Raw genomic sequence first — 23,741 nt, forward strand, 5'->3', positions numbered from 1 at the left:
GATGAATACAGATTCGTTTGCATTACGCCATATAGGCCCGCGTAGAAGTGATCTTCCTGAGATGCTTAAAACCGTAGGCGCTGAAACTATCGAGCAACTCATATTTGAGACTATTCCTGATAACATTAGACTTGAGAACAACCTTACGCTAGACCCTGCGCTAAGCGAGCATGAGTTTGCTGCACATATCACAGCACTGTCTAATAAAAACAAAGTTTTTAGATCTTTTATAGGTCTAGGATACAACCAAGCGATTACACCAGCGGTAATACAGCGTAATATTCTAGAAAACCCGGGATGGTACACGGCTTACACGCCTTACCAAGCAGAGATTGCTCAAGGACGACTAGAAGCGTTGCTTAACTACCAGACCATGATCACAGATCTTACAGGTATGGAGCTTGCAAATGCATCTTTACTTGACGAGTCTACCGCAGCTGCAGAAGCAATGGCATTGCTATTTTCTGTACGTAGCCGTGATCAGAAAAAGGCAGACGTAAACAAATTCTTTGTATCTGAAGAGATTCTACCTCAAACACTTTCTTTATTACAAACCCGTGCAACGCCAATAGGTGTTGAACTAGTAATAGGAAATCATGAGGAATTTGATTTTTCTAAAGAGTTCTTTGGAGCTATCTTACAATATCCAGGTGTATCTGGAAAAGTATTTGACTACGCAGGTTTTGTAGCAAATGCAAATGCAGCAGATATTAAAGTAGCTGTAGCAGCAGATATATTGAGCCTTGTAAAACTCCGTGCTCCAGGAGAATTTGGAGTAGACGTTGTAGTTGGTACTACGCAACGCTTTGGTATTCCATTAGGATACGGAGGTCCTCATGCAGCATACTTTGCTACTAAGGAAGAATATAAAAGAAGTATCCCAGGACGTATTATCGGAGTAACAAAGGATACTGATGGTAAGCGTGCCCTGCGTATGGCGCTTCAAACACGTGAGCAACACATCAAACGTGATAAGGCAACTTCAAACATCTGTACTGCTCAGGTATTACTTGCTGTTATGGCGGGAATGTACGGTGTATATCACGGTCCAGAAGGATTAAAAAATATAGCAAATAAGGTTCACAACACTGCAGCTACCGTTGCAGATGCACTTGAACAACTAGGATTGTATCAAACTAACGAGAGTTATTTTGACACTATACAAATAAAAGCAGATGCTGCCAAAGTTGCTGCCGTAGCACAAGAAATGGAAATTAACTTCCATTACCCAGATGCAGAGACCGTGGCAATCTCTATACATGAAGCTACCACCTTACAAGATGTAAATGATATCATTACCGCTTTCGCGAAAGCGTACTCAAAAGAAACTATCGTTGTATCTGAAATTGCCGAAGGAAACGCGATTCCTGCAAGTGTAGCTCGTGAGACTTCATTCTTACAGCTCCCAGTATTTAATAGCTATCATTCTGAAACAGAATTGATGCGTTACATCAAAAAATTAGAGCGCAAAGATTTATCATTAAATCACTCAATGATATCTCTAGGTTCTTGTACGATGAAGCTCAATGCAGCGTCTGAAATGTTACCACTTTCTGATCCGCAATGGGGGAATATGCACCCCTTTGCACCATTAGATCAGGCAGAAGGATACCAGACTATGCTTAAAAAACTTGAAGATCAACTTACGGAGATTACAGGTTTTGCAGGTACATCATTACAACCTAACTCTGGCGCTCAAGGAGAATATGCCGGACTTATGGTAATACGTGCATACCACGAATCTCGTGGAGATAGCCACAGAAACATCTGCCTTATCCCATCGTCTGCACACGGAACCAATCCTGCAAGTGCAGTAATGGCTGGTATGAAAGTAGTAGTTACAAAAGCACTAGAAAACGGAAACATCGATGTAGATGATTTACGTGAAAAAGCAGAGAAGCATAAAGACAACCTTGCTGCACTTATGATCACATACCCATCTACGCATGGAGTATATGAAAGCGCTGTAAAAGAAATCACATCACTCATACATGAGCACGGTGGTCAAGTATATATGGATGGTGCAAACATGAATGCACAAGTTGCCCTTACAAACCCAGGAGCAATTGGTGCAGATGTATGTCACTTAAACCTACACAAAACTTTTGCTATTCCTCACGGAGGTGGTGGCCCAGGAGTAGGACCTATATGTGTTGCAAAACAACTAGTTCCTTTCTTACCTACTAACCCGGTAATTACTACAGGTGGTGAGCAAGCCATTACTGCAATAAGCGCAGCTCCATGGGGATCTGCACTTGCATGTCTTATATCTTACGCATACATCACTATGCTAGGTGAGCCAGGATTACGTCACTCTACAGAGTATGCTATTCTTAATGCAAACTACATCAAAGAACGTCTTGACGGTGCTTATCAATGTTTATATGTAGGGGAACGCGGTCGTGCTGCACACGAGATGATTATAGACTGTCGTCCATTTAAAGCTCATGGTATCGAAGTAACAGATATCGCAAAGCGTCTTATGGATTATGGTTTCCACGCTCCTACGGTTTCTTTCCCAGTAGCAGGAACTATGATGATAGAACCTACAGAAAGTGAAAGCAAAGAAGAACTAGATCGTTTTTGTGAAGCAATGCTTTCTATTAGAAAGGAAATTGACACAGCAAGTTCTGATGAGCCTAACCACATTATGAAAAATGCACCGCATACACTAGCAATGGTCACTGCAGATACTTGGGAGTTCTCATACTCTAGAGAGAAAGCAGCTTACCCGTTAAGCTATGTTGCAGAAAATAAATTCTGGCCTACTGTGCGTCGTGTAGATGACGCTTATGGTGATCGTAATTTAATATGTACTTGTGCTCCTATTGAGGAATACATGGAAGCATAAATGCACAATAATTGAAACATCTATTATTTTGATAAATACATCGTCAAAATTGAGATGATCTCATAAGTAAAGGTCAAAATCTAGCATTTTGACCTTTGCTATTTTATACATACATCAAGATTAATTTAATAACGGTAAAGTTCTCGCTGATAAGTAGCTAAAAAGAGCTAATTATTATGGATTTCACAAAATAAATAGGAACAGTTATGACATCGGGCAATCCCATTCTGTTTCATTAACTTTACCTCCTTACAAAATACCCTATATGGCAATTAAGATAACAGGTTTAGGCAGCTACATTCCAGAAGTCGTAACAAAAAATGACAACTTTCAAAAACATCAATTTTTGAATATGGATGGCTCTGCCATTAAATCTGAAAATGGTATCATTATAGAAAAGTTCAAAGCCATCACTGGTATTTCAGAACGACGCTATGCACCTGCTGGTATGCAATCCTCAGATATGGGAACGCAAGCAGCCCTAAAAGCTATTAAAGACTCAGGAGTAGACCCTGAAACACTAGACTACATTATCTGTGCTCACAATTATGGTGATGTGCAAAAGGGATCAAACTTTAGTGATATTGTACCTAGTCTTGCATCACGTATTAAACACAACTTACGTATCCAAAACCCTAAGTGCGTTGCTTATGATATTCTCTTTGGATGTCCAGGGTGGATTGAAGGTGTCATTCAAGCGCAAGCATATATCAAGGCAGGAATGGCAAAAAAATGTCTTGTAATTGGTACTGAAATGCTTTCTCGCGTGGTAGATGATCACGATAGAGATAGCATGATTTACAGTGATGGTGCTGGAGCATCTATTATTGAGCAAGATGATAGCAACACTGGAATCTTATCTTTTGAGACAGCTACATTCACCTATGATGAAGCTTATTTCCTATTTAATGGATCTTCTTATAACACCGAAGCAGAACAGCAAACTAAGTACATAAAAATGTACGGTCGTAAGATTTATAATTTTGCGCTCACACAAGTACCTCAAGCCATGAAAACATGCCTTGAAGATAGTGGCTGTACAATTGCTGATGTAAAGAAAATATTTATCCATCAAGCAAATGAGAAGATGGATGAGGCAATCGTAAGTCGCTTTTATAAACTTCACGACTTAGAAATGCCTGAGCATATTATGCCTATGAGCATAAACACACTAGGTAACAGCTCTGTTGCTACGGTTCCTACAGTATTTGACTTAGTGCGTCAAGGAGCTCTAGAAAATCACGAAATCAACAAAGGTGATGTTGTTATTTTTGCGAGTGTAGGTGCTGGTATGAATATCAACGCTATGGTATATCGCTATTAATTAAACGAGCAAATAAGCTCCTTTTTGAGTGTTACTAACTGTAAATCTTTATTAAACGTGTACGAAAACACTTTTCCAAACAAACGGTATAAGCACACCATCAATTTTCTCAAGGAAGTAATTCCTGATACAAATGAGCATATTCTTGATCTTGGTGTACGTAACCCGTTTGTAGACTTTATGGAACGTGAAGGATACACTGTACAAAATACATCGGGAGAAGATCTGGATATAGACACGAGTGCTGTACAAGAATCAGACGCTTCGGTGATAACTGCTTTTGAGATTTTTGAACACCTACTCGCCCCTTTTAATGTACTGCAAGATATAAAGGCAGATAAAATAGTAGCGAGTATCCCTTTAAAACTATGGTTCTCCCCTGCTTACCGCTCTAAGACCGATATGTGGGACAGACATTACCATGAATTTGAAGACTGGCAATTTGACTGGCTTTTTGAAAAAGCTGGTTGGGAAATTAAGAAACGTGAGAAGTTTACAAATCCCGTTAAGAAATTAGGAATTAGGCCACTACTAAGAATGGTTACTCCCCGCTATTACTTGATTTATGCCGAACGCAAATCTTAATGAATTTCTACATCGTCATACCTTGTCACAATGAGGCCGAGTTTATAAAACAAACGCTAGACTCCTTAGTTGCACAAACATTGCTCCCCAAAAAGGTAGTTGTGGTCAATGATCAAAGTACAGATGATAGTGAGCAGATAATTTCCGCTTTCGCGAAAGCGCACTCTTTCATAGAACTTCTCAATACAACCAGCAGCGATATACATCTACCTGGCAGTAAAGTAATACAAGCCGTTCAAAAAGGTATAAACACGCTTGATGAAGACTATGATATCTTTTGCAAATTTGATGCAGATCTTATTTTTCCAGTGAATTACTTGGAGACCATTGCTCATGAATTTGAAAAAAATCCTCGCATCGGCATGGTTGGCGGATTTTGTTTTGTTGAAAAAGATGGAGATTGGGTTCTTGAAAACCTAACTAACAAAGACCACATACGCGGCGCTCTTAAAGCGTATAGAAAAGAATGTTTTAAAGAAATAGGAGGTCTAAAACCAGCAATGGGATGGGACACCATCGATGAGCTTCTTGCAAAATATTATAACTGGCAGGTTATCACAAACGACACCCTGCATGTAAAACATCTAAAACCAACAGGCAATACCTACAACAAGACAGCACAATTTAAACAAGGAGAAGCATTCTATGGAATGAGATACGGCTTTTGGCTTACTTTGATAGCATCAATCAAGTTAGCAAATCGCAAAGGAAACTTGCTTTTAACTAAGGATTATTTGCGTGGATATTTTCGCGCAAAGCGATCTAAAAAAGACCATCTTGTAAGTGCACAAGAAGGCACATTTATAAGAAACTTACGATGGAAAGGAATAAGATCTAAGCTTGGTGTCTAATTCTTAACCTAATCTTTAAAATTGTCACTGAGACATTAATTACTTTTGCTTAAATCTTTACTACAATGAATATACAGTCTATATCAAAATATCTATCGCTATGTGTAATAGGTATGACCATATCTTGTGCATCTGTAAGCAGTACAGCACAAAACAAAAAACCTAAGAATATTATACTTATGATAGCAGATGGCACTGGTTTGAGCCAGATTTCTGCTAGTCAATATTACAATACGCAGCCGTCTAATTATGATCGTTTTAAAACGATAGGACTCATTAAAACTTCTTCGGCAAGTGATTTGATTACAGACTCGGCTAGTGGAGCTACGGCTTTTTCTACAGGTTTAAAAACATATAATGGAGCCATTGGAGTTAATACAGACACCATCGCTGCACCAACTATTCTTGAAGATTTAGAAAAAAGAGGTTTTGCTACAGGTGTTATAGCAACTTCAACCATCACTCATGCAACTCCTGCAAGTTTTTATGCTCATCAAAAGTTTAGAAAGATGGAGTTAGAAATTGCCGAAGATATCATCAACTCTGGCGTTGACTTTTTTGCTGGTGGAGGACGTAAATATTTTGAAAATAGAGAAGATGGAAATAATCTCGTAGCAACACTTGAATCTAAGGGCTATGAAATGTACTTAGACAGACTCGATCCTATGCTTTCATTAAAAAAAGATAAGAACTATGGTTTCTTACTTGCAGACAGTGGGATGCCTAAATTTTTAGATGGTCGTGGTTCTTTCTTGTATGACGCTACTAAACTTGGCATCAAGAAACTTTCTCAAAATAAGAAAGGATTTTTCTTAATGGTAGAAGGTTCTCAAGTAGACTGGGGCGGACATAATAATGATAGTGAGTACTTAATAAGCGAACTTATAGACTTTGATACAGTGATAGGTCAAGTGCTCGATTATGCCGAGAAAGATGGAAACACACTCGTTATTGTAACTGCAGATCATGAGACGGGTGGATTTACACTTGCATCAAAAGCAGGAGATTATAACACGATAGAACCATCATTTTCTACAGGTGGACACAGTGCTACTATGGTACCAGTTTTTGCTTACGGACCTGGCGCTTCTGAGTTCATGGGAATCTACGAGAATACTGCTATTCATGCTAAAATGAAGAAATTACTAAAACAGCAGTAGTCATAAACCTATCTTAAATACTATTTTAACAATCGTATTAATACCTACATTAGCCACTTAAACATCGTCAATGTCGTACCTACACTCTATAGGTGAATATTTCTTAATGATAAAAAATACCTTTGTAAAACCTACAAAGGGCAAGGTTCTTCGTGATCTTATTTTTAAAGAAATTGATGATCTAATCATTGGGTCATTAGGTATTGTTGCATTTATATCCTTCTTTGTAGGCGCTGTTGTTGCCATACAAACGGCACTCAACTTAAACAACCCGCTATTGCCAAAATCTTTAATAGGCTTTGCTGCAAGACAGTCTATTATACTTGAATTTGCTCCTACATTTGTATCTGTTATTATGGCTGGTAAGGTAGGATCATTTATAACTTCAAGCATAGGTACTATGCGTGTTACAGAGCAAATAGATGCACTAGAAGTTATGGGAATCAACTCTCTTAATTACTTAGTATTTCCTAAAATTGTTGCGATGTTAATCTATCCATTCCTTATTGCAATAGGGATGTTTTTAGGAATTATAGGTGCTTATACAGCCGCAGTATATGGAGGCTTTGCTCCAAGTAATGACTTTTTATCTGGACTTCAACAAGACTTTATACCTTTCCAACTGTTCTATGCGTTTTTCAAGACGTTCTTATTTGCCTTTCTACTAGCAACCATCCCTGCATATCATGGGTATTTTATGCGAGGTGGAGCTCTCGAAGTAGGAAAAGCGAGTACAACTTCGTTCGTATGGACAAGTGTGGCGATTATACTAGTGAATTTTATAACCACCCAATTATTACTAAGCTAGATGATTGAAGTAAAAGAAATACGAAAGTCATTTGGTGACAACGAAGTCTTAAAAGGATTCTCAACCAAGTTTGAATCTGGTAAGACTAATCTTATTATAGGAACTTCTGGATCTGGTAAAACGGTATTCTTAAAAACGATGTTAGGCCTTTTTAAGCCCGACAGCGGACAAATAATCTACGATGGCAATCCATACTCAGAACTTGATGATGAGCACCAGCGTGATCTTAGAGAGCAGATAGGGATGGTTTTTCAAGGCAGCGCCTTGTTTGATTCTATGACTGTAGAAGAAAACATCGCTTTCCCGCTCAAGATGTTTACAAAGATGAAAAAGAAGGAACGCATAGAACGAGCAAATGTGGTAATCAACCGCGTTAATCTAGAGAATGCAAACCATAAGTTACCTTCAGAAATTTCTGGAGGAATGCAAAAGCGTGTAGCTATCGCTAGATCTATTGTAAACAATCCAAAATATTTATTTTGTGATGAGCCTAACTCTGGACTAGATCCTAATACTGCTACCGTAATTGACAATCTTATTAGAGAGATTACCATAGAACAGGATATTACAACCATCATTAATACGCATGACATGAACTCTGTGATGGAAATAGGAGATCATATTGTATACCTTCAGAAAGGCCACCTAGCCTGGGAAGGAACGAAAGATGAAATTTTTAAAACAGATAATAAAGACGTTACAAATTTTGTGTATTCCTCAAACCTATTTAAAATGGTAAGAGAAGCACAAAACTCTTAATTGTTACGCTTTCGCGAAAGCGCCATTATAAAGAATTATAGCGCTTTAATATTATACCTAGGTATTTAAGAAACTGTCCTATACACTAAAGAACAGTAATTTTATTTCTTTCTCCAAACATTGCCATTTACAACTACAGTATCGAGACTAAAACGCTCTTTTATCCATTGCCCTAGTTTTTGCTGCTGTTTATTTCTAACGCTTTGGGACAAACTATCCGCCCATTCTACTCGAACTACCGTTAAGGTATCAATACCTCCAGAAAAGTCTGTAGTAATCTCTGTAGCATAACCAAATCGTTTAAGCCCATCATAATTAATCTTTGCCTCATTGCGCATAGACGCAAATGGTAAAGCTGTACCTCTAAGCTGGGTCACCTCATTCTCCAGAAGACGAATTTGCTCATCCTTAGAAGTCATTGCTTCTTGATTTTTTACATATAGATCTTCAAGAATACCAGAGCGCACCTCCGTACTTAATCTTGCTGCGAGTTCGCCACTTTGATCTGCACCTTGATGCACGACTAAGGTACAATTCTCACAATCTTCGGTCTTTTTAAACTCATCCTCCCATTGGGTAATGAGATTTTGCGGCACTAGCTTTCCTATCAGGTAAATATCTATACGTCTCTTCTCTGCATCATCGGTTTCTTTTACAATCTCTGCTCCCTCGTACTTGATTGTATTGGTTACAAAAGCTTTTGCTCTGGTTATAAAGATTTGCTGATTAAGTAATCTTAAAAAAGTCCATACACTAGGCACTAAAACTAATACAGCAATAAGAGTTGCCATACGCGTAGTACGCTTTCGAGTCTTTTGGTTTGCATATTTTACCAGCGGAAACTTGAGAAGTTTTGATACGGTAAATGTAGCAAGTGCTATAAACACAGCATTAATGGAGAAAAGATATAAAGCACCTAATGCCCAATAAAGCCCCTCACTGTTGCCTATAATGGATTGAGAAAGACCGTAACCCACAGTACACAGTGGCGGCATTAAGGCAGTAGCAATTGCAACTCCAAAGATCACACTAGCAATAGTACCTGATTTTGTCTTAGCAACAATAAGCGCAAGACCACCAAAAATTGCAATAAACACATCTAATATAGTAGGCCAAGTACGCGCCATTAATTCTGGCGTTACTTCTTTAACCGGTGATAAACTAAAATATAAGGTAGCCGTAAGCACACTTAGCACTATCATCACTGCAAGATTTACAAATGATCGCTTCATCATGATAGCGTCATTTATAGCTATAGAAAGCCCTATACCAACTATAGGTCCCATAAGCGGACTTATAAGCATGGCCCCTATTACTACAGCGGTACTACTTACATTGAGTCCAATACTCGCAACAAAAATGGAAAAAATAAGAATCCACGCGTTATGACCCTTAAAAGGTATGTCTTTACGAATAGCCTCTACCGTGGTAGATCTATCTGTATCTTCTCTTATATCAAGAAGATCACTTAAAAATTCTTTTATACTTTCCCAGAGACCCTTTGCCTCATCTCTCATATCCTCGTTTGGATCAATATTGAGTTCGCTGGGCTTTGGATCTGGATTTGCCCCTATATTATCTTTGTTTTCCACTATCCTAAGTTATTACCAAATTTAGACTGCACCTCGTTGCGTATTTCTTTGATGTCTTGCTCCTTGCTTTTAGGCACAATAACGAGAACATCTTCTTTTTCGACGATAATATAATCCTTAAGTCCGTCTACTACTACCACCTTATTACTAGCAGTTCTAATAATATTTCCTGAGGTATTTGTTGCGATTATGCGCGCATTTACAACGGCATCATTTCCAGAAGTCCCTTCCATTTTATCATAGAGAGATCCCCAAGTACCTAGGTCATTCCAGTCAAAAGTTGCTGGGACTACTTTTACATTTTGATGCTTCTCCATCACTCCAAAATCAATACTTATATTCTCTGCTTTTGGATACGCTTCATTAATAAAATCTTGCTCTTCTGGTAGATTATACACCACATTACCCTCATTGAGCAAACTGTACATATCCGGCAAAAAAGACTTAAAACTGTTTACGACAGTTTTTACACTCCATATAAACATACCTGCATTCCAGAGGTATTCTCCACTTGCTACAAATTCTTTGGCAGTAGGGTAGTCTGGTTTTTCTGTAAAACGTTTTACCGCTTTCGCGAAAGCGTTATCACTTTTATCATAATTTATGTAACCGTAACCAGTATTTGGAAAGCTAGGCTGTATACCTAAAGTGACTATAGTTTCTTCTTGTTGAGCTGCATCAAAAGCCTTCTGAAGATTTTCTACAAAGGCGTCTTCATCTTCTATCCACGCATCACTAGGAGCTACGACCATCACAGCATCAGGATTTTCTTTTTCCACCTTTAATGCAGAAAGAAGGATACAAGGTGCCGTGTTACGCATTGCAGGCTCAAGAACAATATTTTTTTGTTTGATATTAGGGAGCTGCTCCTTTACGAGATCATTATAATCTGTATTTGTAAGTATGAGAATTTGATCTTCTGGAACAATCTTAGCTAGACGATTGAATGTCTTTTGCAACAAGGTTTCCCCGGTGCCAAGCATATCATGAAACTGTTTTGGAAAAGCCTGAGTACTCACGGGCCAAAATCTAGAGCCTACACCTCCAGCCATTAACAATGCGTAATAATTCTTAGTATTTTCCATAATTTCTAATCTATGATGTCTACCTCTGCGTTAGGCTGAAATAGAAATGTTCTACCTGTACTTACCTCTGTGCATTCATAACGTTTTACACGTTTTTTACCCTTTTTAAATATCTTCCCATTATAAATCTGAAATGTAGATCCCATGGGTAATTCAAATATATAATTTTTATCACTAGGTGGATCATAGTTCTTTAGCGCTACAGAAAGATGAGCATCTGTATCACTACTCGCTTTAGGATTTTTAAAATGCCTTGCTAGATAAGGTAATAAATCTGCTGGAAAGATTTCTGGCCTTATAAAGGGTAACATCAAATATTGAAAAGTATGTTTCCATTCTTTACCATGAGGTTTTATCGCTCTACCATACTTTTTAAAAGCAACTAAGTGCGCTATCTCATGCACTAAAGTGACTAAAAACCTGTATTGATTGAGACTTACGTTTATGGTGATTTGGTGCTGTCCATCTGCCAGTATTCTATAATCTCCGTGCCTTGTTACCCGCTCATTTACAATCTTGAGATAAACGGCATGTTCCTTTATTAATGCAAAAACTGGAGCAGCCGCTCTTTCTGGGATATATTTCTTGAGGACTTCTACCACGTCAACTATAAATCGTTTTTAAAATTACTTGCTACTTACGGCGTGCTAGCAGAAACTTGCAATACTTTCCCGTTGTAAAATTGATTTCCTGTTAACGCAAAATTAAATAGATAATCTGCCATTTGTATTGCCGTCAACGGCGCTTCATACCCAGGGAATGCTTCTTCTAGCATTTCTGTTTGTACAGCTCCTAAAGCAAGTACATTAAATGCTACTCCCTGTTCTTTATATTCTTCAGCTAGTAATTCACTCCATGTAATTACGGCTCCCTTACTTGAGCTATAAGCTGCAAGACCTGGAAACTTCATACTTCCTTGTATTCCGCCCATACTAGAGACCGTTACTACATGTGCACCAGAGGTCATGTATGGAAGTACCGTTCGTGTTAACTCGGCAACGCCAAAGACGTTTACTTTGTACACCATTTCAAAATCTGCAACGGTAGTCTCAGCAAACGGCTTATTAAGTAAAGCACCGGCATTATTTATGAGTACATCGACTCCTTCCCAGTCACTTTCTATAAAATCTACTACTTTTTGAAAGTGTGAAGCATCTGTTATATCAAATGGAAATGCAGTAAGATTCTGTAAATTTAAATCTGCACAAGAAGTATGCTTTCGCGAAAGCGCAAGTACTTGATGCCCTTCTTTTGCAAACTTCTTTGCAAGCTCAAAACCTATCCCTCTACTCGTGCCTGTAATTATGATTCTTTTCATTAGTTCATTTTAATCTCTTTGTTAGGGCTATTTGCCATTCCAGTGATTCCTGGGATTAGCTTTTTAATAACTCCTTCCATAAAATCAATATCCATTTTATCTGCCTCATCACCTACGCCATGGTAGTGATCATAGTTTGTAAAGTCAAAAGAGGAAATGGTATGCGCAGGAATATTAAAATCTAAGAAAAAAGGGTAGTTATCACTACGTTTGAAAAGATTAAATTCTTTTGCTTTAGGAAGAAATCCAATAACCTTCTCACCAGCATATTCATTAAACTTTTCTGCAAAGTTAGATTTCTCATATCCTGAAGCATATAACGAGTGATCTTTACCTACCATAGGCACTCCTACCATCTCAATACTTATCATCGCATAAAGATCAATACCAGCAGCCTTAAGTCTACTAGACAAATCTTTTGACCCTAAAAGTCCTTTTTCTTCGGCAGAGTATAGTGTAAATATAATAGTACGTTTATTAGTCTTTGCTTTAGTAAAATGATCTGTAAGTGCAAGTACTGTAGTTGTTCCAGCAGCATTGTCATTTGCTCCATTTGCGATGGTATCATCACCATCAGCTTTTGCGGTGCCAATATGATCATAATGTGCACCTATGATAATAACCTCATCTTTGAGCTTAGGATCATTTCCCTCAATCACACCTACAATGTTAAATGCCTCCACACCATTAACATCAAATGGGTCACGGTAATTTTCAAAATATGGCTTGATTCCAGCATCTTTAAAGCGTGCTTCTATAAACTGAGCAGCCATCTCAATTCCTTTACTTCCCGTATCACGACCTTGAAGCTCATCTGAAGCTAGAAACTCCATCGTACTCTTTACAGACTTCATTTCTTTGATGTCTGGCATCACCATCGTTACTTGGCTCGCTGGTGCAGTACTCACATTTTCACCCTTTACACCTACTAAAGGAGCGGGTGACCCACAGCCCACTAAGACAAGGGCTCCTACTAATACTAAGATATTTTTCATAAAGCTAAAGATAAAAAAACCCACGCAGTTGCGTGGGTTTATCATTCTATATTTATTATTGACTACGCCAGCATTAATACTGGGTTTTCAATGTACGTTTTAAGCGTTTGTAAAAACTGTGCTCCAGTTGCACCATCTACTGTGCGGTGATCACAAGCAAGCGTAAGCTTCATAGTGTGTCCTACAGCAAGCTTTCCATCTTTTACCACAGGCTTCTCTACAATTGCTCCTACCGATAGGATAGCAGAGTTAGGCTGATTGATAATAGATGTGAAATCTGTGATTCCAAACATTCCTAGATTTGAAATTGTAAAGGTAGAACCTTCCATTTCTGGAATAGTAAGTTTTTTATCACGAGCCTTCCCTGCTAATACTTTAACCTCAGCATTAATTTGCTGTAATGACTTTTCATTTGCAAATTCTACTACAGGAACAACAAGACCATCAGGTACTGCAACTGCCACACCAATATGTACATGGTGATTGAGACGCATTTTATCATCAAACCACTGAGAGTTTACTTGAGGATGCTGTTTTAAAGCGATAGAGGTTGCTTTAATAATCATATCATTAAAAGAAACTTTTGTATCTGGTAATACATTAAACTGCTTACGGAAACTCATCATATTCTCCATATTGAACTCAACGTTCAAGTAGTAATGAGGCGCTGTAAACTTAGATTTACCAAGTCCGCGAGCGATTGCTTTACGCATTTGAGAGTTATCAATATCCTCAAAGCTTTCTTCTCCTGTTGCAACAAATTGCTGTACTCCAGCTCCAGAAAATTGACTAGCGCTAGGCGTGAAGTTTTCTACATCACTCTTTACGATACGTCCATTTTCTCCAGATCCTTTTACTTGAGAAAGATTGATTCCTTTCTCGTCTGCAATTTTCTTTGCTAGTGGAGACACAAATATGCGTCCTCCATTAGTATTTGCTGCAGGTTTTGATGATCCAGAAGCAGAGTTTGTATTATTCTCTTTCTTAGGCGCTGCCTTTGGAGCATCTGCCTTTTTATCAGCTTTTGGAGCTTCTTTCTTTTCTTCCTTCTTTGGAGCTTCTTTTTTAGTAGCTCCGCCGCTTTTTACCACACCAGAAACATCTGTTCCTTCTGGACCTATGATTGCTAGAAGTTCATCAACATTTGCTGTCTCACCTTCATTAATACCTATATGTAATAATGTACCAGACTGGAATGATTCAAACTCCATAGTCGCCTTGTCGGTTTCTATTTCAGCAAGGATATCTCCTTCTTCTACTTTATCACCTACAGCCTTTAACCAGGTAGCAACCGTTCCTTCCTCCATCGTATCAGACAGGCGCGGCATGTTAACTACAATTACTCCTTCTGGAATATCTGATTCACTATCGGCAGATTCTTCTTCGTCAGAAGATGCTTCACTAGTTTCATCTTGAGAAGTATTCTCTTCTTTCTCATCAGAAGATGATGCTTCGTCTTCTCCACTTTTCGCGGAAGCGTCACCACCATTTAATAATCCAGAAATATCTTCTCCTTCTTCACCTATGATAGCTAAAAGCACATCAACTTTTGCGGTTTGACCTTCTTCAATCCCGATGTACAATAACACACCTTCGTTAAAAGATTCAAACTCCATGGTTGCCTTATCTGTTTCGATTTCGGCAAGGATATCTCCTTCTTCTATCTTGTCACCTACTTTTTTAAGCCAAGTAGCGACTGTTCCTTCTTCCATCGTGTCGCTTAGACGCGGCATGTTTATTACTTCTGCCATAACTTAAAGTCTATGAGGTATAAATGGGTAATCTTCTTGATCGTACACTATATCGTACATCACGTTTACATCTGGGAATGGACTTTCTTCAGCAAATTTTTCACATTCTGCCACACGAGCTTTCACTCGCTTATCCATCACCTTAATCTCTTCCTCGGTTGCATACTCTTTTTCAAGAAGTATTTCCTTAACCTGAGTAATAGGATCTATTTTTTGATACTCTGCAACCTCATCTTTAGTACGATAGTGCTGAGCGTCCGACATAGAGTGACCTCTATATCTATATGTTTTAAGTTCTAAAAATGTAGGTCCATCACCACGGCGAGCACGCTCTATTGCTTCATCCATAGCTTCTGCTACAGCAACTGGGTTCATAGCATCTACAGGACCACATGGCATTTCATACCCTAGTCCTAGCTTCCAGATATCTTCATGGTTTGCAGAACGACCTACAGATGTTCCCATCGCATACCCGTTATTTTCAACACAAAATACTACTGGAAGTTTCCAGAGCATTGCCATGTTAAACGTTTCATGTAAAGATCCTTGACGAGCTGCACCATCTCCAAAATAACAAAGTGTTACCGCTCCAGTTTTATTATACTTATCCCCAAAAGCCATTCCAGCTCCTAAAGGTATCTGTCCTCCTACAATCCCGTGACCTCCATAAAATCCTTTCTCACGAGAAAAAATATGCATAGAACCTCCTAGACCTTGTGAAGTACCAGTTGCTTTACCAAACAACTCTGCCATCACGCGTTTTGGGTCTACACCCATACCAATAGGTTGCACGTGGTTACGGTATGCCGTAATCATTTTATCCTTAGATAAATCCATTGCATGCAATGAACCGGCAAGGATTGCTTCTTGACCATTATAAAGGTGAAGAAATCCGCGGACTTTCTGCTGTATATATACTTGAGCTAGCTTATCTTCAAACTTGCGCCAGAAGAGCATTTCCTCGTACCAATTAAGGTATGTTTCTTTGGTTATCTTTTTCATTTAAAAGCGTATAAATGCCGCTCATTTTTGAGCGAGTAACAAAAATAACCAATTAAGAAGATATGGTAAAATTGAATGCAAGGAAAAGTTACGCAAACGCTATCGTAAATTTATAGTAGCACTTTTTAGCTTTCGCGAAAGCGTACTTTACACAAAAACAACAGCTTACTTAAGTCAATCACAAAGCCTAGCAACGTCCAACAGAAACTACAAATATTTTGAAGTAAACAATAGTGGAAGTATATTTTCTAAAGATTCACTCTTTAAAACCTCTCCTCGCTCACCCATAAAATAGAGCGAGATAGGTGATTTTTGCTTTATTTCATACTCTGCAATAGCCTGACGACAGATACCGCATGGAGGAATAGGCACCGTGGTTTCCTTATCTTTTGCTCTCGCCGTGATTGCCATTGAGACCATCACAGCGTCTGGATATTGTGAAGATGCATAAAAAATAGCCGTTCTCTCAGCACACAAACCACCAGGATAGCAGGCATTCTCTTGATTATTACCAGTAACTACAACTCCATTATCTAGAAGCAATGCAGCTCCTACTAAAAAGTCTGAATAAGGTGCATATGCCTTTTCTCTTGCTTCAAAGGCAGCATCCATTAATGATGAAATCGCTTCTGGAAGTGCATCTTTTGAAGGGTACACATCTAGAAACGATTCAATTTTTATTTTTTTCATAAGCTTTTTTCGCTTTCGCAAATATCATGTTTTAATACTCGTCGTACTCATCTCCAAAATGAAAGGTAAGTCCAAATCGGAGTGTACTTTCTAGAGGACTAATAACAGAACCAGTTGAGAAAAGATAAGAAAGATCTACATCTATCGCATTAAACTCAAAACCTGCTCCTAATGTTGCAAATTTACGAGCTCCTTTAATATCACTTTCGTTAAAATAACCAGCTCTCAACGCAAAAACATCATTATAAGTATATTCTGTAGCAAGTGACCATGTAACTTCCTTAAGTTCTTCACTAAATCCATCTGGCGCATCACCAAAAGATTGAAAGATTCCCGAGAAGAAGTTTACATCATCATCTTGACCTGCTAAGATCACGACGTCATCATCTTGAGTGATTTCTCCGTCACCATTAGTATCTGCTCGACCACGAATAGGAGGTGTAGGAACAAGTAATTTATTAAATTCAAGACCTACAAAAATCTTATTATAGCTATCTAGTATAAAGTCAAATCCACCACCAAGCTTTAAGTTGGTTGGAATAAAATTTTCTTGCCCAGCATCATCATACTTGATTTTAGGCCCTATGTTTGAAATATTAAAACCTGCTCTCCACCTACCATCAAAATTACCATATACCTGCTCTTCAGACTGATAATATCCTGAGATATCTACTCCAAAAGAACTTGCAGGACTTGCATCTGCAAATTGATCTAACTGTTGTATACGTAAGTTACTTTGTAAGAAACGCCCAGACACCGCCATAGAGAATTGATCATCAAGCTTAAGTGCATACGTTGCATCAATTGCAAATTCGTTAGGCTTTACATCGAGACCTGGATCTTGGGCATCGTTTCGTGTATTAATAGTACCAAGACTAAAATATCTTATACTAGCAGCAAAAGCACTACGTTCATCAATGCGATTTGCATATACTGCTTGAAGTATCCCTATATCATTCACTAAGTTACCTAAGTAAGGCGTATAATTAATACCTACGTTATGTTGATTAGGGAGGAATGCTAGTTTTGCAGGATTCCATTGAACTCCATACGCATCTGGACTAGTAGCAACTCCTTGCTCACCCATACCAGCAGCACGAGCATCTGCAGCTATGACTAAAAATGGCACTGCCGTTGTAATAGTATTAGGTTGATCTTGCGCTTGAACGCTAGTAGCAAACACGCTACAAAAAACTACTCCTAATAGTGTAAAAACTTTATTCATATGTTGAGGCATTTAAAACAAATATAGACTTTTCTATGATTATGATTAGAGGATTACGAGCTTCTCTATTTTCTCCACCCGCTTGTTAGTTAACGTAGATTTAACAGTTATCTTATACACATATACTCCTTTTCCGATAGCTTGACCAAAATCATCAAGACCATCCCATGTAATTGTACGTGACAAGAACCCTTCTGTTACGACCGTCTGATTAATGGTTTTCACCACTTTACCACTTACCGTAAAAATTTGAACCTGCACATCAAGAGGCTCAAAAGGACGATTATGATTGAACCAAAATTCTGTATAGTTAACAAATGGATTAGGATAATTAAGGACATTTTCGAGCTCTAATTCTTCATCTCCCAGTACTACAAACTGCAGCTCTGCCGTAGATGAATTATTATATACATCCCATGCCTTGAATGACAAGGTATGTGGTCCAGGCTCTAAGTTTCTAATCTTACGAGCAGCAGTACCCTTCATAAAATCATCCACCTCTGTCTCATAAAAGTCATTCATTATAATAGGATTCGTCTCGTCACCATCTATTATTGCCACAATATCATGACCTATACCACTAGCGGTATTAATCCCGTTTTCATCTTCTAGTTTTGCAAGTATAATAGGAGAGTCGTTTGTAATACCTCCATTTACAAAGTTTTCATCATTCATAAATAAATTAATCCTAGGGCCTAGGTTATCTTCTGGGGCATTCTCGTTAAGACCTCCTATAATTATAGTTTCATCTACACCTGTCTGATCTTCTAATACTCCTAATCGTTCTGAATAAAAATTAAGCCGACCATTACCTAGTGGTATTGCCGTATCACGAGGCATTCTAAATGTAAATTCAAAATTACCATTCGTTACAGATGCCTGCCCTCTATAAAGAATAGCACCTAGCGTTGTAAAGTCCATAATTGCGAGCTCTCCACCTATAACTACACCATCATTACCCAGCGTCTGTCTATCTATACGTTTATCATATAAAGTAACTGCTAGTGTGCCATTATAATCCGTAAGCATTTGACCTCCCTGTGAGGTAACCCGACCATTTACCTTAACTAGGTCAAGCGCCTTTAACACAGGAAGCTCAGTCCCTACTGGCACATCATTAATTGCAGATAGCTGTATGTCTGGCTTAGGGAAAGCAAGTTTCATGGCAGGATCACCTACAAAGAAAATCACCCTACGTAACGGATCTGATATTCCATTTTTTGAGGCTCTAATATTCTCGGCTACACTTTTCACTTCATTTGTACCAAAGGAAAATAGCTGCTCGACTAGTGAGTTATTAAAATTAACCCCGAGAGTTACTGTGATTTCTCGCGTCGTGGTAACTAGACCTACTGCTCCACCATCGGCATTCCAAAACAATGCTTCTCCTCCCGTAGGACGTTCAGGATTGTCAAACTTCCCAAACTCACACGTAACAGTTACCACAAGCGGCAAACGTGCGCCATTATCTAGGTTATTAATTTCGTTTTGTGTCACTATAGCTTCGGCTGCGAGAAGTTCTTCACCTCCATGACCTAGATATGTCACTACAAGCGAACCTACCTCAACTGCATTTTCAATGGCTTCGTTTACCTGAGGATATCTATCTCCCCCAGCAGATGATTGCTGTTGAAATGCATCACTATGTATCTTTATAACATTTACAAAAGGCTTCTCTACACTTATTTGATCACCAAGATTATCTAAAGTTCCTTGCAACTGAGCAAATTCAAAGACCTCATCTACATCATCTGACACTAACACAAAATTATTTCGCCAGCGACCATAAGACTCACGAGCATCATAATTAATGATTTTATCAACTACCGTAGCGGCAAGACTAGGCGAATCGACAATAATTCTTCCTACAGCTAGATCTAACTTATCTGACGCAATCATTGTTCCTTCAGATGGATCTAATGAACCGTAGAAATCATCACTCATAAAGGAACGCACCAGGCTAAAACTATCAAAAGTTTGATAGGTAGGCATCACATTATTATTCCCTGAAATACGATTTTTATAGTCCACCGAGGTGTCGCCAAAAAGGCATACATATTTTAATCTCCCAGCGTCTGAGGATGCATTATCATAAACATATTTTATAAAGTTTCTAATCGCACCTATATCTGCTTTACCACCTCCAAATTCATTATAAATTTGCTCAAGTGTAACTGTCTTTACATTAAGTCCTCTAAAATTTCTATTATGTTGCGCTAGTCTTTCAGCTTGAGAAAGCAACAAATCACCTGTAATCATCAAGTAATCTACATCTTCAAAATCACCACTATTGTTTTGAAAAATAGTCCCTTTCAAATTTTGATTAGCTAACTGCGTATTTCCGCTTTCGCGAAAAGGTGTCAAGTAATCAGATGGGGTAACAGCTACAAATATTCTTTCTGTACCTAACAAACTTTTGAAAGAGACATTCTGTTCCCCATCTAGCTCCAAAGTTCTTATCGCTGTTTGATCGGTTACATCCCAGATTTGAGTATAACCTTGCATATTACTTAATGAATACGCACCTACTCCTAACTGCATACCTGCATCTGGATTACTAAAGGTAAATTGATTCCCAGTGCCACTTAACTGTGAGTCTACATCGAGACTTATAAAATCAAGGTATCCCACACTAGATGGATTACCGCTATTATTATATACAAGCGTTACAACCATTTCACTACCTGACACAGGCACCTCAATATCAAGAGAACCACCTCTGGCTAGGACAATATCACTTATCGCAAGAATGTTAATAGATCCCACAGAAGTACCATTAATAAGCACATCAAAAGATGTTACACTTTCTGATGTAGCTGCAACTTCTACTCTTAAGGTAGCTGTTTGTCCCGGGACTGCATTTTCAAAATTAAAATCAAAAGACTGTTCATTCTCAAAACTAAAACGCTCACCAAACCAGCGTCTACCTATTTTTACTAAGCTATTTTCATCCTCCTCATGAAATTGATAGTCCTTATATGTATCATATGTGATAACCGCAGCTCCAGATGGCTCTACATACGGACTCACACGCTGCCCATTTACACCAGCAACTGTTACATAGTAATACGATCTGTCCTCGTATGGATTAATATGAGTATCTAATTCTTCATGATATTTTCTTGTACTCTCGCCATAAAAGAGAATCCTATCATCATTATCAAAAGTCCCATCACCACCTCCTAGTACTTGAATAGGAATTTCCCTAAGATCAAAATTCTCGTTATCGCTATTACGCAAAGGCAAAGGAGAACCTCCATAACCATACACTTTTATCTGCTCTGGATTAATTCCATTTACATCGACCCCTAGACTCTGCAAAAAACTTCTATTAATAGCGTGTATTCCAGATTCCTCAACGTAGAATTTATAGTAGTCTCCAGTAGCCAATAATGAATTGCTTATTACAAGAGGCGCTCGTTGTAGTTGTTGCGCTTTCGCGAAAGCGAACATCACATCACCAGAGATAACCTTCATCACCTGACCGTTCTTTGTTATGAAAGGTGAAATTTCTAATACACTATAATATGTGTTACGTGCTTTAGATGTATGGAATTGATAGCTAACCTCTGAGGATAATTGCTTTTTATCAATAGCGTTGAGCCACGACTGAGGAACAGTCTCTAATTTTACATTTACAAATTTTGAAGATTGGGGATCAATTGCACTTCTAGCATCCCACTGCATACTATAAATGTACTCACCTTGTTCACTCACCACAAGATTCATTACTTCTAGCGTACTACCTTTCTGGGTGATTTTTAAAGCACCTTCCCAGTTTATAACCATTTGCTCTGACTGTGCAGATGTGCAAATCCCTATAAATATTAAAAATAGTGAGAGTAACGTTTTCATTAGTAGGATAACGAAAGCCTGTACGGCTTATTATTAACTGATAGTTGTAGTGTAGTTTTTTTTACTTAAGACAATAATAAAGAATAAATAGCGCCGTTACTAATGAGTTAACCATAACCAACGAATTTTTTTTGGGCTCGACATCGTAAATTGCTTGCACTTTAACGAGTTATTACTATCTTGCAATCCCAAATACATTGAACATAATTACCTATGAAACTACACTTTGCATTAAAAATGCTGGCACTTGCCGTGATTTCGATTACAGTCGCAAGTTGTAGCAAATCAAACGATTACAAAGACAGTTCTAGAGGAACTGGCTGGAAAGTCGATGGTAAAAACGGAGGTTTTAAGCTTAAAACAGACTATGAAGAACAGGCCACTGGACCTGGTCTTGTGTTTGTAGAAGGAGGTACTTTTACTATGGGTAAAGTACAAGATGATGTAATGCACGACTGGAATAACTCTCCAAACCAGCAACACGTTCAATCTTTTTACATAGATGAAACTGAGGTTACTAATGGTATGTATCTAGAATACCTAGATTACTTAAAGAAAGTATTCCCTCCAGAAGAAGAAAATTACCGTAACATTTACAAAGGTGCACTACCTGATACGTTAGTATGGAGAAATCGTCTTGGTTTTAATGAAACTATGACAGAAAACTACCTTCGTCACCCAGCATATGCAAACTACCCTGTAGTAGGTGTAAGCTGGATACAAGCTGTAGAATATGCAAACTGGAGATCAAACAGAGTAAATGAACTTATTCTAGAAGAACAAGGTTATACAGCAAGAGGTGCTCGTTTTGATGTAGATGCTGGTTCTACTTTTGATACAGAAACTTATTTAAATGCCCCTACACTTACGTATGGTGGAAGTGATAGTCTTGCAAGAGGTGGTCGTTCTAGTGAGCGTCGTATGAAGCAAAATGATAGTACAAATATTTTTATACAACGTACAGACGGAATACTTCTTCCTAAGTACAGACTCCCTACAGAGGCAGAGTGGGAATATGCAGCTCTTGGTCTTACAGAATTAAGAAGCTACAATGTATACCGTGGTCGTAAGAAATATCCTTGGGATGGTTCTTACACAAGATCTTCAGATCGTCGTACACGTGGAGATCATTTAGCAAATTTTAAACAAGCAGATGGAGATTACGGTGGTATCGCTGGATGGTCTGATGATAATGCAGATATTACTGCAGAAGTAAAGAGCTATGAGCCTAACGACTTTGGCGTTTACGACATGGCTGGAAACGTTTCTGAGTGGGTTGCAGATGTTTATCGTCCTATTGTTGATGATGAGTTTAACGACTTTAACTACTACAGAGGAAACGTATATACAAAGAACGCTATAGGAGAAGATGGTAAAGTAAAAATCGTTACTGTAGATTCTATCGTATATGACACACTAGCAAATGGAAGCATTATCGCTAGAGACTTACCAGGAGAGATCCTTCAAGTACCTGTAGACGAAGATGAGACTTATTTAAGAACACAATTCTCTACAAGTGACAACCGTAACTTTAGAGATGGAGATAGAAGATCTACAAGATATTTTGAATCTTTTAATGAAGATGTAGATAATCCAGATTCTGGAAAAAACATGTACAACGCTCCTCAACATAAAGTAGAGAGAGACAGCGCAGGGAAAATGGACCGTCGTTATGATGAGTCTAACAATAGAACATCTTTAGTAAATGACGAAGTACGTGTTTACAAAGGAGGTTCTTGGAGAGATAGAGCATACTGGTTAGATCCAGCACAAAGAAGATTCCTTCCACAAGGAATGGCGTCAGACGATATTGGTTTCCGTTGCGCTATGTCAAGAGTGGGCTCAAAATCTAAAAAAGGAAAAAGAGCTAGATAACATTCTCTTTTTACA

At 38.3% G+C, this 23,741-nt stretch carries 18 protein-coding genes; 8 read left to right on the plus strand and 10 right to left on the minus strand.

Annotated elements, in window-relative coordinates:
• Position 1: 1 nt before the first annotated feature.
• The 7 genes from gcvP (at position 2) to ACJJVU_RS14440 (ending at position 8,338) form a co-directional block, all read left to right on the plus strand.
• A complete protein-coding gene (gene gcvP / locus ACJJVU_RS14410; RefSeq protein WP_405226821.1) occupies positions 2 to 2,851 on the plus strand; it encodes an aminomethyl-transferring glycine dehydrogenase in 2,850 nt (949 codons plus the stop codon).
• A gap of 265 nt (positions 2,852 to 3,116) precedes the next feature.
• Positions 3,117 to 4,175: a ketoacyl-ACP synthase III gene (locus tag ACJJVU_RS14415; RefSeq protein WP_339848813.1), complete on the plus strand. Its 1,059-nt coding sequence runs from the start codon at positions 3,117 to 3,119 to the stop codon at positions 4,173 to 4,175.
• Positions 4,176 to 4,232: 57 nt separating this feature from the next.
• Entirely contained in the window at positions 4,233 to 4,760 is a 528-nt protein-coding gene (locus tag ACJJVU_RS14420) for a methyltransferase (RefSeq protein WP_405226825.1), read from the plus strand.
• Complete coding sequence (locus ACJJVU_RS14425; protein WP_405226828.1) at positions 4,760 to 5,611, plus strand: glycosyltransferase family 2 protein; 852 nt, start codon at positions 4,760 to 4,762, stop codon at positions 5,609 to 5,611. The genes ACJJVU_RS14420 and ACJJVU_RS14425 overlap by 1 nt, the downstream gene beginning before the upstream one ends.
• Positions 5,612 to 5,676: 65 nt before the next feature.
• Complete coding sequence (locus ACJJVU_RS14430; RefSeq protein ID WP_339848819.1) at positions 5,677 to 6,771, plus strand: alkaline phosphatase; 1,095 nt, start codon at positions 5,677 to 5,679, stop codon at positions 6,769 to 6,771.
• Between the two features lie 70 nt (positions 6,772 to 6,841).
• Positions 6,842 to 7,579, plus strand: coding sequence for an ABC transporter permease (locus ACJJVU_RS14435; protein WP_298326873.1), 738 nt, complete (start codon positions 6,842 to 6,844; stop codon positions 7,577 to 7,579).
• Entirely contained in the window at positions 7,580 to 8,338 is a 759-nt protein-coding gene (locus ACJJVU_RS14440; protein ID WP_108878004.1) for an ABC transporter ATP-binding protein, read from the plus strand. It abuts the gene before it with no gap.
• Between the two features lie 101 nt (positions 8,339 to 8,439).
• On the opposite strand, the gene ACJJVU_RS14445 is transcribed toward ACJJVU_RS14440, so the two are convergent.
• The 10 genes from ACJJVU_RS14445 to porU form a co-directional block, all read right to left on the minus strand.
• Positions 8,440 to 9,930, minus strand: a complete 1,491-nt coding sequence (locus ACJJVU_RS14445) for a DUF389 domain-containing protein (RefSeq protein WP_405226833.1) — start codon at positions 9,928 to 9,930, stop codon at positions 8,440 to 8,442.
• Complete coding sequence (locus tag ACJJVU_RS14450; protein WP_405226836.1) at positions 9,930 to 11,015, minus strand: mannose-1-phosphate guanylyltransferase; 1,086 nt, start codon at positions 11,013 to 11,015, stop codon at positions 9,930 to 9,932. Before ACJJVU_RS14450 ends, ACJJVU_RS14445 begins: the two co-directional genes overlap by 1 nt.
• A gap of 5 nt (positions 11,016 to 11,020) precedes the next feature.
• A complete protein-coding gene (locus ACJJVU_RS14455) occupies positions 11,021 to 11,617 on the minus strand; it encodes a SprT-like domain-containing protein (protein ID WP_405226839.1) in 597 nt (198 codons plus the stop codon).
• Positions 11,618 to 11,652: 35 nt separating this feature from the next.
• Positions 11,653 to 12,333, minus strand: coding sequence for an SDR family NAD(P)-dependent oxidoreductase (locus ACJJVU_RS14460; protein ID WP_405226842.1), 681 nt, complete (start codon positions 12,331 to 12,333; stop codon positions 11,653 to 11,655).
• Entirely contained in the window at positions 12,333 to 13,328 is a 996-nt protein-coding gene (locus tag ACJJVU_RS14465; RefSeq protein WP_405226845.1) for a M28 family peptidase, read from the minus strand. Before ACJJVU_RS14465 ends, ACJJVU_RS14460 begins: the two co-directional genes overlap by 1 nt.
• A gap of 62 nt (positions 13,329 to 13,390) precedes the next feature.
• The gene (locus ACJJVU_RS14470; protein ID WP_405226847.1) at positions 13,391 to 15,079 is read right to left on the minus strand and encodes a pyruvate dehydrogenase complex dihydrolipoamide acetyltransferase; all 1,689 of its coding nucleotides are present in this window, start codon (positions 15,077 to 15,079) and stop codon (positions 13,391 to 13,393) included.
• A 3-nt stretch (positions 15,080 to 15,082) separates the two neighbouring features.
• Positions 15,083 to 16,081 carry a pyruvate dehydrogenase (acetyl-transferring) E1 component subunit alpha gene (gene pdhA, locus ACJJVU_RS14475; RefSeq protein WP_405226850.1) on the minus strand — a complete coding sequence of 333 codons (999 nt, stop codon included), beginning with the start codon at positions 16,079 to 16,081 and terminating at the stop codon, positions 15,083 to 15,085.
• A gap of 207 nt (positions 16,082 to 16,288) precedes the next feature.
• Positions 16,289 to 16,771 carry a cytidine deaminase gene (locus ACJJVU_RS14480; RefSeq protein WP_405226853.1) on the minus strand — a complete coding sequence of 161 codons (483 nt, stop codon included), beginning with the start codon at positions 16,769 to 16,771 and terminating at the stop codon, positions 16,289 to 16,291.
• Between the two features lie 31 nt (positions 16,772 to 16,802).
• Positions 16,803 to 17,996: a type IX secretion system outer membrane channel protein PorV gene (porV, locus tag ACJJVU_RS14485; protein ID WP_405226856.1), complete on the minus strand. Its 1,194-nt coding sequence runs from the start codon at positions 17,994 to 17,996 to the stop codon at positions 16,803 to 16,805.
• 45 nt (positions 17,997 to 18,041) lie between these two features.
• On the minus strand, positions 18,042 to 21,851 hold the full coding sequence (porU, locus tag ACJJVU_RS14490) for a type IX secretion system sortase PorU (RefSeq protein WP_405226859.1): 3,810 nt from the start codon (positions 21,849 to 21,851) through the stop codon (positions 18,042 to 18,044).
• A 213-nt stretch (positions 21,852 to 22,064) separates the two neighbouring features.
• Between porU and gldJ the strand changes: the two genes are divergently transcribed.
• Entirely contained in the window at positions 22,065 to 23,726 is a 1,662-nt protein-coding gene (gene gldJ, locus ACJJVU_RS14495) for a gliding motility lipoprotein GldJ (RefSeq protein ID WP_298326904.1), read from the plus strand.
• Positions 23,727 to 23,741: the final 15 nt, after the last annotated feature.

It is taken from the genome of Dokdonia sp. Asnod1-B02, assembly GCF_045063955.1.
Classification (GTDB): Bacteria; Bacteroidota; Bacteroidia; order Flavobacteriales; family Flavobacteriaceae; genus Dokdonia.